The following is a 14984-nucleotide window of genomic DNA, read 5'->3' on the forward strand; positions in this document are numbered from 1 at the left end:
CTCAGCGCTGCCCCTCATTTTTTGCCAGACGCAGAATCATCAATTTTGACAACGCCAGGACAATAAAAGTGATGACAAATAAAATCAGCCCCAGTTCCATCAATGCGGCGGTATGCAGGCCTGATTCAGCCTCAGCAAATTCATTTGCCAATGCAGAGGTAATACTGTTCCCCGGCATATACAGAGACACACTATCAAGTTGGTAGGTATTACCGATAATAAAAGTGACCGCCATTGTTTCTCCCAATGCCCGGCCAAGCCCCAACATGACGCCACCAATGACACCATTTCGGGTATACGGCAAGACGATATGCCAAATCACTTCCCATGTTGTACAACCGATACCATAGGCAGACTCTTTCATCATCACAGGGGTCTGTTCAAACACATCGCGCATGACAGAAGCGATATAGGGGATAATCATGATGGCAAGAATGACACCCGCCGCCAGAATGCCGATGCCAAAGGCAGGGCCGGAGAATAGTGCTCCCACAATGGGAATACTGGAGAACACGCCACCAACGGGTTGCTGAAAATAGGTGGCAAACAGTGGAGCGAAAACAAACAGCCCCCACATGCCATAAACAATGCTGGGGATTGCGGCCAATAACTCAATCGCCATACCCAACGGACGTTTTAACCAGTTTGGTGACAATTCCGTCAGAAACAGGGCGATACCAAAACTCACGGGAACCGCAATAATCAGGGCAACTAACGAAGTCATTAATGTGCCATAAACCGGGATCAATGCGCCAAACATCCCTGCCGGCGCATCCCACTCTTTGCTCCATAAGAACGCAAAACCAAATGCTTGTATACTCGGCCAGGAAGCAATGATCAGCGAAATGATAATGCCGCCCAGCAGAAATAAAGTTAACAACGCCGCTAACTTAACCAGAACGCTGAAGATAATGTCACCCTTTTTGCTTGGTGCTTTCAGTGCCGTTTTACGTTCGGCCATACGCATCATTCTCATGTTAGGTTATTTCCCCTTAATAAAAGGGGAGATTACGCTTCCACGCTGCACGCACCTGACTGACCACTTCTTCCGGCAGGGTGGCATAATCCAGCTCCTTCGCCTGTTTTTTACCGTGATTATAGGCCCAATCGAAAAAGTTCAGCACGGCGATACCATTGGCAGCATTTGCCTGCTGCTTGTGGATAAGAATGAATGTCGTAGAGGTAATTGGCCACGCATTATCGCCTTTCTGGTTTGTCAGATCTTGGGCAAAGCTGTGGCTCCAATCTGCCCCTTTAGCCGCCGCACTAAAGTTCTCTTCGGTAGGCGCTAGCACAGCTCCCTCCGCTGAAACCAGTTTGGTATAAGCCAGGTGATTCTGCTTTGCATAGGCATATTCGACATAACCAATCGAACCCGGCAGACGCTGAACAAATGCAGCAATCCCGTCATTACCTTTACCGCCCAATCCTGTTGGCCATTTGACGGTAGAGCCAGCCCCGACTTTTTGTTTCCAATCGCTACTAACTTTGGACAGGTAACTCGTAAAAACGTAGGAAGTCCCTGAGCCATCCGCGCGACGAATCACGGCAATGTTTTGCTCTGGCAGTTTGAGATCGGGATTCAACTTTGCAATCGCCGGATCATTCCACTTCTTGATATGGCCCAGATAGATATCACCAAGGGTTTTGCCATCCAGAACCAACTGACCCGCTTTAACACCGGTAATGTTCACTGCCAGCACAATCCCACCGATGACCGTTGGAAACTGGAACAAACCATCAGTCGCCAATTTTTCGTCAGAAAGCGGGGCATCAGAGGCACCAAAATCAACGGTATTAGCAATAATCTGTTTTACACCCCCAGAAGAACCGATGCCTTGATAATTGATTTTGTTACCCGTTTCTTTCTGATAAGAATCCGCCCATTTGGTATATACCGGAGCAGGAAATGTTGCACCTGCCCCCGTCAGGCTGGCGGCGGCAAATGAAGACAGGGATGTCATGGCAAATACAGTAACTATGATGCTCGCCACGGTGGTACGCATTGATTTCATACTATCTCCTGTTGGAATACGCATCATTAATGAAAAATAAATGACAGGTATCGCTGACAATCTGATTTTCAGGTAAGAAAATGATTCAATAAAGAAAATAGGTGAATGCAATGACAATAAGATGTATGGATGATGACATTTTTATGACAGGCGGTTTCGGCAGTGCCTTATTTTGCGTCCAATGCGATTCTTATGTTGCACTCAATGGAAGATATACACGAATGGACAGCCCCTGTTTTTCACTGCTCCCCACCTGAATATCTCCCCCGTGGCTATCAATGATACGGCGGATGATCGCCAACCCCAGCCCCACGCCCTTATTTATTTCGCCCCTATTATTTATTTCACTTTTATTATTTCCCTGCATAAAAGGCTGAAATAAAATGGCGGCGGCTTCTTTCGTCATTCCAGTACCGTTGTCCTCAACCTGAAACCAGCCAAATTTTTCTGTTGAGCCGCTACTGATACGAATCCACCCATTGCCATAACGCCGGGCATTAGTCAACAGATTGACCAGTACACGTTTGATGGAAAAGGAATGGGCTAAAATGAAAATCGAACTTGTCGCTAAACGATTTTCAATATCGGTATCTGCCGCACAACGCTGTTCTGCGGCAATCACCTCTTCAAGCAACCTGTTCAATTCACAGCATGTCATCGGCATATCCTGCCCTGTCCGCTGATAATCAATGAATTGATCAATCATGGCATTGCACTCTTCAATGTCCTGATGAACCGATTCTGCCAGAAAATCATCTTTTCCCTCCATCATTTCCATCGCCAGACGAATACGGGTAAGCGGAGTGCGCAAGTCATGGCTCACGCCAGCCATTAATACCGCCTGATCGCTTTCCTGTGATTTCAGCTCTACCGACAATTGGTTAAGCGCCCTAATCACGGAACGGATAGCGGGCGTCCCCCTTTCAGGCACTGATGAGCCTCTTTTTCCTTTTCCCATGTCGATAACGGCATTCTGCATGGCTTTCAATGAATGTCTCTGGACAGCGGAATATCGCCCGAACATCATGAACACGAACAATACCACCGCAAAAACACTGATAAAGAGATAGGGAAATACCGCGTTAAAAGGGAGCTTTTCTAATACCACCAGCAGTAAGGTAACCAGAGCGCTGAACAGCAAGCTGCCCAGCACTAAGTACAGAACACGGAAAAACAAAGTACGCAGAGAAAGCCAAACCTTTTTTACACTGGGCTTTTTCATACCTTGTTTCCATCAGGAACAAAAACGTATCCCAGCCCCCAAACCGTCTGGATATAACGCGGATGGGCAGGATCTTCTTCAATCAGGCGACGCAGACGGGAAATCTGGACATCAATGGAACGCTCCATCGCACCATACTCTCGTCCCCGAGCCAGATTCATCAATTTATCCCGTGATAATGGCTCACGTGGGTGAGAAACCAACACCTTCAACACGGAAAATTCCCCACTGGTCAAAGGTAACAATTCATCTTGATGAAACATTTCACGCGTTCCAAGATCAAGTTTAAATTTCCCGAACTTGATCACCGCATCATCCGGCGTCGGTGCCCCCGGCAGTTCTTTCGCCTGTCGCCGCAGGACAGCACGCATACGTGCCAACAATTCACGCGGGTTAAACGGCTTGGCAAGATAATCATCAGCACCAATTTCAAGCCCCACAATCCGATCAACCTCTTCCCCTTTCGCGGATATCATGATGATCGGGATTGCGTTATGCTGACTTCTCAGCCTTCGACAGATAGACAACCCATCTTCGCCCGGCAACATTAAATCCAGGACAATCAATTGAATGGATTCTCTGGTCAATAAACGATCCATCTGCTCTGCATTTGCGGCGCTACGCACCTGGAACCCCTGTTCAGATAAATAGCGTTCCAGTAACGCCCGCAAGCGCATATCATCATCAACAACAAGGATTTTATAACTCTCTTGCATGTTTCAGCTCCCAAGATGCTCCATGCCCGCAACATCCATTACTTTCACAGAAAACCCATAACCCCAATAGAGACTTAACCACATGTATTTTAAGACTACTTATGCCAAAAGCTGATAGCGAATCTCCAGTATCCAGTAAGTCACCACGCCATTCGGTGTCATCACTGTGACTTCATCATCAACCTGCTTACCCAGTAATGCCCTCGCCACCGGAGAATCAATGGAGATCCACTTCCTGGCAGGATCGAATTCATCCGGCCCTACCAAACGAAACAGGTGTTCCTCTTCATTCTCGTTTTCAACTTTTACCCATGCCCCAAAAAAGACTTTCCCTTCTTGGCGCGGGTCAGGATCGACAATTTGCAGTACATCCAGTCGCTTGGACAAAAAACGTACTCGGCGGTCAATTTCCCTTAACCTTTTTTTACCATAAATGTACTCTGCATTCTCTGAACGATCCCCCAATGCAGCGGCATCTGAAACCGCTTGGGTGACTTTGGGACGTTCAACTTTCCAGAGATATTTCAATTCCTGATCAAGTACATGCCAGCCCTCTCGGGTAATATAGTGACTCTTGGCCATGAAAAACTCACTTGAGAAAAAGGATTAATGGCGCAGTACTATATCTTATCAACTTTCATCAACCCAATCCCAATTCAGAAGATATTTGATGAATTCTGCTGCAACATAACTGAAATATCGCGCTAAACTGGAAATTATCGCGCTCAGCACGTATAAATGGAGCCAGTTTGAACCATGCCGATACTGTTTCAGATGAAATTTGATCTTATCCGGCTCTGTCTGCTGATGTCTCAGAATATCTACAGGCCCTAAAGAAGTTGAAGAAAACAGACCATGAATGAATCTTTAAGTCGAATCATTGCCGGTGAGCTACAGGCTCAACCACAGCAAATCCTAGCTGCCATTTCCCTGCTTGATGAGGGAAATACAGTTCCCTTTATCGCCCGTTACCGTAAAGAGGCCACCGGTGGTCTGGATGACACACAGCTCCGCCAACTCGAAAGCCGTCTCGGTTATCTGCGTGAACTGTCCAACCGCCGTCAGACTATCCTGAAATCAATTGAGGAACAGGGAAAACTAACTGTTGAGCTGACAGAAGCGATTAACGCTACACTGAGCAAAACTGAGTTGGAAGATCTGTACCTGCCTTATAAACCTAAACGCCGTACCCGTGGACAAACGGCCATTGAAGCCGGATTGGAGCCTCTGGCCGATCTGCTGTGGCAAGATCCACAACAAGAACCAGAACTGGCGGCGGCGGCCTATGTCAATGCTGACAAGGGCGTTACTGATACCAAGGCCGCATTGGATGGCGCACGTTATATCCTGATGGAGCGTTTTGCCGAAGATGCAACCTTGCTGGCGAAGGTACGTGAATATTTATGGAAAAATGCCCACCTGGTTTCCAAAGTTATCGAAGGTAAAGAGGAAGAAGGTGCGAAATTCAGCGATTATTTCGATCACCACGAAGCCATCGCCACCGTTCCTTCCCATCGTGCCCTTGCTATGTTCCGTGGACGCAATGAAGGCATCCTGCAACTCTCTTTGAATGCAGACCCACAATTTGAGGAAGCGCCAAAAGAGAGCCACTGCGAACAAATTATTACCGATCACCTGAACCTGCGCCTGAACAATGCTCCGGCTGACAATTGGCGTAAAGCCGTGGTGAGCTGGACATGGCGCATCAAGGTGCTGCTGCATCTGGAAACCGAACTGATGGGCACCCTGCGTGAGAAAGCCGAAAACGAGGCCATCAACGTATTCGCCCGTAACCTGAATGACCTGCTGATGGCTGCGCCTGCGGGTATGCGTGCAACAATGGGACTGGACCCGGGTTTGCGTACAGGCGTAAAAGTCGCCGTTGTTGACGCGACAGGCAAACTGATTGCTACCGATACCATTTATCCGCACACCGGACAGGAAAACAAAGCGGCTGCCATCGTCGCAGCGCTGTGCACCAAACACCAGGTGGAGTTGGTTGCCATTGGCAATGGCACTGCATCCCGTGAAACAGAACGTTTCTTTGTTAACGTGCAAAAACAGTATCCTGACGTTACGGCACAAAAAGTCGTGGTCAGCGAAGCGGGAGCTTCTGTCTATTCCGCATCTGAATTGGCTGCACTAGAATTCCCTGATTTGGATGTTTCCCTGCGTGGCGCAGTCTCCATTGCCCGCCGCTTGCAAGATCCACTGGCTGAACTGGTGAAAATCGAACCCAAATCCATCGGTGTGGGTCAATATCAGCATGATGTTAGCCAGACCCTGCTTGCCAAAAAACTGGATAACGTGGTTGAAGACGGTGTAAATAGCGTCGGTGTTGACCTGAATACGGCCTCTGTTGCCTTGCTGACTCGCGTTGCTGGCCTGACGCGCACTGTTGCCCAAAATATTGTGAACTGGCGCGATGAAAACGGTCGTTTCGACAACCGTAATCAATTATTGAAAGTCAGCCGTCTGGGACCCAAAGCCTTCCTGCAATGTGCAGGCTTCCTGCGCATCAATCAGGGTGATAACCCGCTGGACGCTTCAACGGTTCACCCAGAAGCCTATCCCGTGGTTGAGAAGATCCTGGCAACAACCCAGCAGACACTGCCTGAACTGATGGGCAACCCTGCTAATTTGCGTAACCTGAGCGCCCAAGAGTTCACGACCGAAAAATTTGGGATCCCGACCGTCACCGATATCCTGAAAGAGCTGGAAAAACCGGGGCGCGATCCGCGTCCTGAATTTAAGACCGCCACATTTACCGATGGGGTTGAAACCATGAGCGACCTGCAAGCAGGCATGATCCTGGAAGGTACGGTCACTAACGTGACCAATTTTGGTGCATTCGTGGATATCGGTGTCCATCAGGATGGTCTGGTTCATATCTCTTCCCTCTCCGATCGCTTTGTGGAAGATCCACACACCATCGTCAAGACAGGTGACATCGTGAAAGTGAAGGTGATGGATGTTGACCTCAACCGCAAACGTATTGCATTAACCATGCGTCTTGATGAGCAACCAGGCGAAACCCAAGCCCGCCGTAGCGCCCAAGAAGGTAACCGCCAGGATCGCAATAATCGTAACGGTAATGGCAGAAACCGGCCTGCTTCGCGTTCAGGTTCCGCGCCTTTAGCCAACAGCGCCATGAGTGATGCATTGGCTGCGGCTTTTAACAAAAAACGTTAATTAATAAAAAGCGTTAGATAACTTAAATGATTTCCTGAACTGGCTCAATTGTGTCAGTTCAGGATCTTTAATATCCGAAAAAATCATGATTTTCATCATCATAATTCTATTCATTGCTAACGTTATAAATTTGAATAAGTTATGACATCTGCATATTTTAGTTAATTCTTCGTATAATCCATTTCGCAATAAATCTCATCATAATGGGAACTTATTGAATAATATGAATCATCAATAATACTCCAATGTTCTTATACCCAATGGGTTTCGCATTTTAGGTATAAAGAACGCATTCATACTGTTGAGGAAAAGTCATGAATAAATATATCCAAAGCAGTTTTGATCTACTCAGCAATATACGTTTCTTCAACCTTTCCACCCATGAACCAGATGAAGATTCAGCCTGGTCATCGACAATGTTCTATATTCCGAAATACAATCCACTGACACTAATCTGGTACTCAAAGCAAGATACCCGACATTCGCAAGAATTACATATCAATCCCCGTGTCAGCGGTGCAATCTACAGTAGCCGGGTCATGCCTGATTCATCGCTGGATCTGACCGGCGCCCAATTCGTTGGCTATGCCCGCCAAGTCCCCGATGAGCGACTACAGGAAACCTATGACTATTTTTTCTTAAAAACTTATCCTGATGAAAATATCAGACAGAAAAAAGCCCGTCCTATCAGTGACTATCAAGGCCACGCCATACGCCGTTTCTATGAATTGGCGATTCGGGCATGGTGGGTATACGATTCGGATGCCTGGAGCCAACATCAAGATGATGAACGTATACAGGTTCCACTGAGTGAATTACTTTATCCTCCAAAAGGTTAGTAAATACCGACAAATGATTTGTTAAATTAATAATAAAATTGAAATCAATAAGCCTTGTTTATTAACGAGGCTTATCAGTAAAAATTTTTTCCGAATATTTCCCCTTCTTAATAAAAATTTATTTTCAATAAAACCACCATTAATTTGATTAATATCAATTCATTTCCACATTATTCAGGATAAATGGCTAACATCGCAATTGCGTATTATTATCATTAACAACTATAATTCAGAGAAATTACCATACTTTTTTCTTGTGGTTCTTCCATTATTGAGGATAATAATTCTTATAATCACTTATTTTTTCAATTAGCGTGGAGATTTATATGGTTCTTATTCCAGAACGCAGATATAAAATTCTGGGATTTTCTCCAAAGATTACCCCAGCTTACCGACAAAAATTATTGTCACTCGGCATGTTACCTGGCTCAACATTTCAGGTCATTCGCTTCGCTCCATTGGGCGATCCAATACAAATCGAAACACGCAGAGTTAACCTTACCCTTCGTAAACAAGATCTGGCATTTCTCATGTTACATGAAGATCTGAATTAGCAAGGCCCGAAGTCAATTTGGTACTGAAATATATAAGGTACGAAATTCACTTTCCTGATTGGCAGAAAGTATGATGAAACAATTAACCATTGGCCTGATTGGTAATCCCAATGCCGGCAAAACAACGCTTTTTAACCAGCTTACCGGCTCTCACCAACGCGTGGGAAACTGGGCTGGCGTTACCGTAGAACGCAAAACCGGCCACTTTACCACCCATAACCATCAGATCGAACTTGTCGACCTTCCCGGCACTTATTCCCTTACCACCATTTCCGAGCAAACTTCCATTGATGAGCAAATCGCCTGCCACTATATCCTCAGTGGTGAAGCAGATATGCTGATCAATGTTATTGATGCGTCTAATCTGGAACGTAACCTTTATCTCTCACTGCAATTGATTGAACTGGGTGTTCCCTGCATCATTGCGCTGAACATGCTGGATATCGCCCAAAATCAACGCATCAATATTGATATTCCTGCACTGGAAAAACGCCTTGGCTGTCCGGTCATCCCACTGGTTTCAACCCGTGCCACAGGGATAGATACGCTAAAAAAAGCCATCGACAATTACCCTCAGCATACCCGCCCTGTACAGGTTAATTATCCTGATGCGTTATTGCAGGAGATTTCCCACCTTTCCAGCCAGATCGCAGAAAAATTCACATCACAACAGCGCCGCTGGCTGACTTTACAAGTCCTGGAAGGGGATATTTACAGCCGTGGAGTATCCGGCCTGACTCACGCACAACTGGCTGAAAGCAGAGAACGCTTACAAAAACAACAAATCGAAGAACCTGACCTCATCATTGCAAGCGCTCGCTATCAAACCATCAGTGAAATTTGTCTGGCAGTCATTGATACCCGCACAGCCACACCCAACAAACTGACCCAAGCGTTAGATGCCGTTATCCTGAACCGCTGGTTGGGTCTGCCTGTCTTCCTGTTTGTCATGTACCTGATGTTTGTACTGGCTATCAATATTGGTGGAGCCTTACAGCCTATCTTTGACGGCGCTTCCACCGCCATTTTTATTGATGGAATGCAATGGCTCGGCCATACTCTCCATTTTCCGCATTGGTTAACGGTGTTCCTTGCTCAAGGAGTGGGTGGGGGTATCAATACCGTACTGCCGCTGGTGCCCCAAATTGGCATGATGTACCTGTTCCTTTCCTTTCTGGAAGATTCCGGCTATATGGCACGGGCGGCGTTTGTCATGGACAGGCTGATGCAAGCCCTGGGGCTGCCGGGTAAATCCTTTGTGCCCCTGATTGTTGGCTTTGGTTGTAACGTGCCTGCCGTCATGGGTTCAAGGACACTGGATGCGCCGCGTGAACGCCTGATTACCATCATGATGGCACCGTTTATGTCCTGCGGGGCAAGGTTGGCGATCTTTGCCGTCTTTGCTGCGGCTTTCTTCGGCAAAGAGGGCGCAAGCATCGTTTTCTCCCTGTATATTCTGGGGATTGTTATCGCCATCCTGACAGGGCTGCTATTGAAATTCACGCTAATGCGCGGTGAAGCATCGCCATTTATCATGGAACTGCCGGTTTATCACGTTCCCCATGCCAAAACTCTGCTGCTCCAGACATGGCAAAGGCTGAAAGGTTTTGTCATACGCGCAGGTAAAGTGATTGTCGCAGCAAGCATGTTGATTGGTGCCCTGAACAGTTTCTCCTTCTCCGGTAAGACCGTAGACAATATCAACGAATCGGCGCTGGCTTCCGTCAGTAAAGTGCTCACTCCTGTTTTGCAACCTCTCGGTGTGCATTCCGATAACTGGCAAGCCACCGTCGGGCTTATTACTGGTGCGATGGCAAAAGAAGTGGTTGTAGGAACCCTAAATACCCTCTATACCGCAGAAAACATTGCTCAAGAGCCATTTAATCCAGATGAATTTAATTTACTGGATCAACTCAAGGTTTCTGTCGCCGAAACGTGGGATAGCTTGAAAGAAACCTTCACTTTGAGCGCACTTTCTAACCCGATTGAAGCCAGTAAAGGTGATGGCAACATGGATCGCAGCTCTATGGGAACCATGAGCGCCAAATTTGGCTCTGCCATTTCCGCTTACAGTTACCTGATTTTCGTGTTGCTGTACGTACCCTGCGTTTCCGTGATGGGTGCCATTGCCCGTGAGACCAGCCGTGGCTGGATGACATTCTCGATTCTATGGGGATTAAACGTCGCTTATTCTCTGTCAGCCCTGTTTTATCAAATCACAACGTTTTCAGCTCATCCACAAAGTAGCCTGATCACCATTCTGGCCGTGATCCTGTTTAACATTCTGATAGTTATTGGTTTACGCCGCGCACGCAGCCGAGTCACTGTGACATTCAACAACGCTGCTGCTGACCATAGTTGCGAATGTTCAAACAATAGCTGTCACTAGCCGGAGCCATTGAGGAGCCATAAATGATTAACCTGCTGAAAATCAGAGATGCTGTTGCCCTCAACGGGCGTACCGATGCCAGGTCATTGAGCCATCAGTTCTCAGCACCGCTGCCAATGGTAGAAGCCATGCTCAAGCAGCTTGTCATAATGGGTAAACTGGAGGAAGTGGATGCTTCCTCCTGCCTCAGCGGGGGCTGCAAGCAGTGCCCGGAAACACAGAAATGTGATACTAAAACATATCAGCTTGGCGTAAAAAAATAAGGGATGAACGGCTTTATGGAACAAAAATGAAAAGATATCTTACGCAAGATAAACCCATCCGATAAAGGATCATTACCGATTGAATAGCATCAAGAATGGAATAAACAATAATGACTGGTCACGTTTATTCCATTTTTTGGTCATATCGCAGGGTTAAGACCCCAGCTTTTGTTCAACCCACTGTGCGACCCGTTGTGCATCTCTGCCTACACTCAACAACCACCGACTAAAATCGGTGGGTTAGTGATTAACGGACTGAAAGTGGTTTTACTCAATCGATGCCACGTAAACAGGGATATTCGGAAAAAGGGGTACGCTGTTTTGGTACGCATGACTGGCACGCAAAAGGCCGTATCAACGTCATTGGTGCCATTCTCGACAATACCTTCGTCACCTTAAGCTTATTTACCGGGAATATTAATGCCGATGTTTTTTATGCGTGGATAACGCAGGATTTGCTGCCAAAGCCTCCACACGGAGCAGTGATAGTGATGGATAATGTGTCGTTCCATAAACGAAATGACACGACACAAGCGATAGCAGACAGCCGATGTCAACGGGAATAGCTTTCCGCTTATAGTCCGGATTTGAACCCGATAGAACACAAATGGGGAGGAGCAAAAGCGGCAAGGAAAGCAAAAAAGATGTTCAGTTGATGAGTTGTTTACAGAGCATATTGAATATGTCAGATTATATTGATTCCGTCATATGTATAAGCAATTCGTGTAAGCACTTTTTGCAAAAGCAAATTTAACTATCGTTTTTTGATTTTGCTTGAATAAACTGGCTATTTTTATTTACTTTGTAAATCATTTACATACGGCCCTTACTTTTCTCGCCATTATTGCATAAATCTTACTTAACATTACACCGCTTCCACCTCAGCCAGATTATTCAATCCAATCATGTTATTAAGTTATAAAATGCATATACCGAATACCTTCAAGGTGTTAGTGAGCATAACGCCTAACTATGGAATTCATTCTATGCAAGTCACATGAAAAATACGGATGCCTGTCGGTAGCATACCAATATAAATTTTGGATATGTTATTAATTTAATTAATTGGAGTCGAACATGGGAAACAATAAAGTTGAAACTATGCCTGAGCCACTACAAGGAGAAAAAAATAATAAAAAGCGAAAAATAATACTTTCTGTTGTTATATTATTTTTTTTGTTCTCCGGTGCAGCTTATCTACTTTATTGGTACATGGTATTGCGTTTCTACCAATCAACAGATAATGCTTATGTTGTCGGTAATCAAGTTCAGGTCATGTCACAAACCCATGGCAGCGTAAAAAACATTTATGTTGATAACACCGATTTCGTTCAACAGGGTGACCTTCTATTAACTTTGGATAGCGCTGACGCTGAAAATGCCTTCGGGAAGAGTAAACATGCGTTAGCCCAAGCCGTGCGTGAAACACAAGAAACTATCCTGAGTAATCCCAAACTTCTGGCTAATGTGGAATTAAAACAGCTCACTTTAGACAAACTAAAAAGTAATCTGGCAAGACGGGAAAAATTAGGAAAGGTCAATGTCATAGCTGTTGAAGAGTTGGATCATGCCCGTAAGGCTGTCGATATTGCCAAAGCAGATTTAAAAGTCGCCATGCAGCAGTATAAGATTAATCAGGCCTTAGTTATGGGAACACCGCTAGAAAAGCTGCCTAATATAGAAAAGGCTGTATCCAATGTACGTGAAACTTGGCTATCCCTGCAACGTACTAAAATTTATGCGCCGGTAAGTGGATATGTATCACGTCGTAGTGTCCAAGTTGGCGCCCAGATCAATCAATCTACGCCATTGATGATAATCGTCCCTTCTGACCAATTATGGGTTGAAGCAAACTTCAAAGAAGTACAGTTTACTGATATGCGTCTGGGGCAACCCGTCAAGTTAATCAGCGATTTTTATGGTGATGATATTACTTATCAGGGGCGTATTGCTGGTATGGATATGGGAACCGGCAGTGCTTTTTCCATTCTACCCGCTCAGAACGCGACAGGTAACTGGATTAAAGTGGTACAGCGCCTCCCTGTACGTATTGAATTAGATCCGGAACAAATTGCCCTCAGCCCATTACGAATTGGTTTATCAATGCATGCAACTGTTGATACGAGAAAAACAGAAGGTACAACTCTGGCTGACAAAACGCCGCAACGGATTATTTACCAGACAGATGTTCTCTCATTCGATAATAGAGAAGTAGATGAAATTATTGAACAAATCATAAAAAGCAATACAAGTAATGAAAATTAAGGATCACACAGCTATGGAACTTTTATCAGTCAACCAGCGCTGGTGGTTAATCCTGTCCCTGGCGATTATCGCTTTTCTGCAAATCCTGGATTTGACGATCGCTAACGTAGCCTTGTCAACCATTGCAGGTGATCTTGGATCATCCGTTTCACAAGGCACTTGGGTTATCACCTCATTTGGTGTTGCTAATGCTATCTGTATCCCTTTGACTGGGTGGTTGGCAAAACGAATCGGGGAAGTGCGGCTGTTTGTTATTTCGACCGTGCTTTTCATTATTTCATCCTGGCTATGTGGCATATCCAATAGCCTTGAAATGCTCATTGTTACCAGAATCATACAAGGCGCGGTTTCAGGCCCTATCATCCCCTTATCGCAAAGCTTGTTGCTGGCAAATTTTCCTAAGTCTCAACACAGTATGGCTTTGGCCATTTGGTCTATGACCGTCATTATAGCCCCTGTTTGTGGGCCGATACTCGGTGGATGGATTAGCGATAACGTCCACTGGGGATGGATTTTCTTAATCAACGTTCCCATTGGTTTGGTCGCTATTTTTATTACTTACTTACTGCTAAGTAAGCGCGAAACCAAAACTGAGGTTATCCCGGTTGATAAAGTGGGCTTAGTTCTACTGGTTGTCGGTATTGGTTGCTTACAACTTATGTTGGACAGAGGGAAGGAACTCGATTGGTTTAATTCCAATGAGATCATCGCGCTGACTATCATTGCAACGATAGGTATCATCCTATTTGTCATTTGGGAAGTGACTGATGATAACCCGATTGTTGATTTATCCCTGTTTAAATCACGTAATTTTACGGTGGGCACGATTTGTATCAGTTTGGCATTTCTATTGCATATTGGCGTCTTGGTCTTACAACCCCAGTTATTGCAGACAGTTTTTGGCTACACCGCTACTTGGGCAGGGTTTGCATTAGCGCCTCTCGGCATCCTTCCCATTTTTCTAGCCCCGGTTATTGGCCGATTTGGCGCTAAAATTGATATGCGCTATTTAGTCACCCTCAGCTTTATTGTCTTCTCTTTCTGCTTTTTTTGGCGGGCGCATACTTTTGAGTCTGGAATGGATTTTTCCAGCGCAGCATGGCCACAGTTTGTACAGGGGATAGCGATTGCCTGCTTCATCATGCCACTCAACGTGATTATTTTATCTGATATCCCTCAGGAAAAGCTCGCTTCTGCAGGAAGCTTGTTTAACTTCTTTCGAACCTTGGCTATATCGATAGGTACATCGTTAACCAATACATTGTGGTCTCGACGTGAAGCTGTTCACCATTCTCAGCTCACTGAAAACATCACACAAAATAACGCTCTTGTTGACTTAGCTTATCAAGATATCAAGCTACTGGGATTATCTGACTTACAGGCAACCATTTTTCTCGCGAAAAAAATTACCAACCAGAGTTTAATTCTGGCAGCTAACGAGATTTTCTGGCTCTTTGGTTTTATTTTTCTGGCACTAATTTTGATTCTTTGGTTGTCCAGATCGAATTTAGCGTCTAAATGATTCGAGG

General features: G+C 45.5%; 13 protein-coding genes. 8 read left to right on the forward strand and 5 right to left on the reverse strand.

Annotation, left to right across the window (positions count from 1 at the left end; all coding sequences use genetic code 11):
• Position 1: 1 nt before the first annotated feature.
• From pstC to greB, 5 genes are all read right to left on the reverse strand, one after another.
• Positions 2–961, reverse strand: a complete 960-nt coding sequence (gene pstC / locus ABLA76_RS11035; protein WP_348988003.1) for a phosphate ABC transporter permease PstC — start codon at positions 959–961, stop codon at positions 2–4.
• Positions 962–992: 31 nt separating this feature from the next.
• Positions 993–2015: a phosphate ABC transporter substrate-binding protein PstS gene (pstS, locus tag ABLA76_RS11040; RefSeq protein ID WP_348987950.1), complete on the reverse strand. Its 1023-nt coding sequence runs from the start codon at positions 2013–2015 to the stop codon at positions 993–995.
• A 190-nt stretch (positions 2016–2205) separates the two neighbouring features.
• Complete coding sequence (locus ABLA76_RS11045) at positions 2206–3237, reverse strand: ATP-binding protein (protein WP_348987951.1); 1032 nt, start codon at positions 3235–3237, stop codon at positions 2206–2208.
• Positions 3234–3953, reverse strand: a complete 720-nt coding sequence (gene ompR, locus ABLA76_RS11050) for a two-component system response regulator OmpR (protein ID WP_348987952.1) — start codon at positions 3951–3953, stop codon at positions 3234–3236. The genes ABLA76_RS11045 and ompR overlap by 4 nt, the downstream gene beginning before the upstream one ends.
• A gap of 99 nt (positions 3954–4052) precedes the next feature.
• Positions 4053–4535 carry a transcription elongation factor GreB gene (gene greB / locus ABLA76_RS11055; protein WP_348987953.1) on the reverse strand — a complete coding sequence of 161 codons (483 nt, stop codon included), beginning with the start codon at positions 4533–4535 and terminating at the stop codon, positions 4053–4055.
• Positions 4536–4808: 273 nt separating this feature from the next.
• Between greB and ABLA76_RS11060 the strand changes: the two genes are divergently transcribed.
• The 8 genes from ABLA76_RS11060 to ABLA76_RS11095 all read left to right on the forward strand — a co-directional run bounded on the left by ABLA76_RS11060 (position 4809) and on the right by ABLA76_RS11095 (position 14977).
• Entirely contained in the window at positions 4809–7145 is a 2337-nt protein-coding gene (locus ABLA76_RS11060) for a Tex family protein (protein WP_348987954.1), read from the forward strand.
• Positions 7146–7459: 314 nt separating this feature from the next.
• Complete coding sequence (locus ABLA76_RS11065) at positions 7460–7984, forward strand: pyridoxamine 5'-phosphate oxidase family protein (protein ID WP_348987955.1); 525 nt, start codon at positions 7460–7462, stop codon at positions 7982–7984.
• 326 nt (positions 7985–8310) lie between these two features.
• Positions 8311–8538, forward strand: a complete 228-nt coding sequence (feoA, locus tag ABLA76_RS11070) for a ferrous iron transporter A (protein ID WP_047766405.1) — start codon at positions 8311–8313, stop codon at positions 8536–8538.
• Between the two features lie 73 nt (positions 8539–8611).
• Positions 8612–10927, forward strand: coding sequence for a Fe(2+) transporter permease subunit FeoB (gene feoB / locus ABLA76_RS11075; RefSeq protein ID WP_348988005.1), 2316 nt, complete (start codon positions 8612–8614; stop codon positions 10925–10927).
• A gap of 23 nt (positions 10928–10950) precedes the next feature.
• Positions 10951–11190: a FeoC-like transcriptional regulator gene (locus ABLA76_RS11080; RefSeq protein ID WP_047766404.1), complete on the forward strand. Its 240-nt coding sequence runs from the start codon at positions 10951–10953 to the stop codon at positions 11188–11190.
• A 278-nt stretch (positions 11191–11468) separates the two neighbouring features.
• Positions 11469–11756, forward strand: coding sequence for a transposase (locus ABLA76_RS11085; RefSeq protein WP_348987956.1), 288 nt, complete (start codon positions 11469–11471; stop codon positions 11754–11756).
• A 511-nt stretch (positions 11757–12267) separates the two neighbouring features.
• Positions 12268–13455, forward strand: coding sequence for a multidrug efflux MFS transporter periplasmic adaptor subunit EmrA (gene emrA / locus ABLA76_RS11090; protein ID WP_348987957.1), 1188 nt, complete (start codon positions 12268–12270; stop codon positions 13453–13455).
• Positions 13456–13468: 13 nt separating this feature from the next.
• Positions 13469–14977: a DHA2 family efflux MFS transporter permease subunit gene (locus ABLA76_RS11095; protein ID WP_348987958.1), complete on the forward strand. Its 1509-nt coding sequence runs from the start codon at positions 13469–13471 to the stop codon at positions 14975–14977.
• The last annotated feature ends 7 nt before the right edge of the window (positions 14978–14984 follow it).

Source organism: Xenorhabdus sp. SGI240 (assembly GCF_040081915.1).
Lineage (GTDB): Bacteria > Pseudomonadota > Gammaproteobacteria > Enterobacterales > Enterobacteriaceae > Xenorhabdus > Xenorhabdus bakwenae.

Excerpts from the sequence above, each read along its gene's own strand:
- ABLA76_RS11060 (WP_348987954.1), top strand. The coding sequence starts at position 4,809 with ATGAATGAATCTTTAAGTCGAATCATTGCCGGTGAGCTACAGGCTCAA.
- emrA (WP_348987957.1), top strand. The coding sequence starts at position 12,268 with ATGGGAAACAATAAAGTTGAAACTATGCCTGAGCCACTACAAGGAGAA.
- feoA (WP_047766405.1), top strand. The coding sequence starts at position 8,311 with ATGGTTCTTATTCCAGAACGCAGATATAAAATTCTGGGATTTTCTCCA.
- ABLA76_RS11080 (WP_047766404.1), top strand. The coding sequence starts at position 10,951 with ATGATTAACCTGCTGAAAATCAGAGATGCTGTTGCCCTCAACGGGCGT.
- greB (WP_348987953.1), bottom strand. The coding sequence starts at position 4,535 with ATGGCCAAGAGTCACTATATTACCCGAGAGGGCTGGCATGTACTTGAT.
- pstS (WP_348987950.1), bottom strand. The coding sequence starts at position 2,015 with ATGAAATCAATGCGTACCACCGTGGCGAGCATCATAGTTACTGTATTT.
- ABLA76_RS11045 (WP_348987951.1), bottom strand. The coding sequence starts at position 3,237 with ATGAAAAAGCCCAGTGTAAAAAAGGTTTGGCTTTCTCTGCGTACTTTG.
- ABLA76_RS11095 (WP_348987958.1), top strand. The coding sequence starts at position 13,469 with ATGGAACTTTTATCAGTCAACCAGCGCTGGTGGTTAATCCTGTCCCTG.
- feoB (WP_348988005.1), top strand. The coding sequence starts at position 8,612 with ATGAAACAATTAACCATTGGCCTGATTGGTAATCCCAATGCCGGCAAA.
- ABLA76_RS11065 (WP_348987955.1), top strand. The coding sequence starts at position 7,460 with ATGAATAAATATATCCAAAGCAGTTTTGATCTACTCAGCAATATACGT.
- pstC (WP_348988003.1), bottom strand. The coding sequence starts at position 961 with ATGGCCGAACGTAAAACGGCACTGAAAGCACCAAGCAAAAAGGGTGAC.
- ompR (WP_348987952.1), bottom strand. The coding sequence starts at position 3,953 with ATGCAAGAGAGTTATAAAATCCTTGTTGTTGATGATGATATGCGCTTG.
- ABLA76_RS11085 (WP_348987956.1), top strand. The coding sequence starts at position 11,469 with ATGCCACGTAAACAGGGATATTCGGAAAAAGGGGTACGCTGTTTTGGT.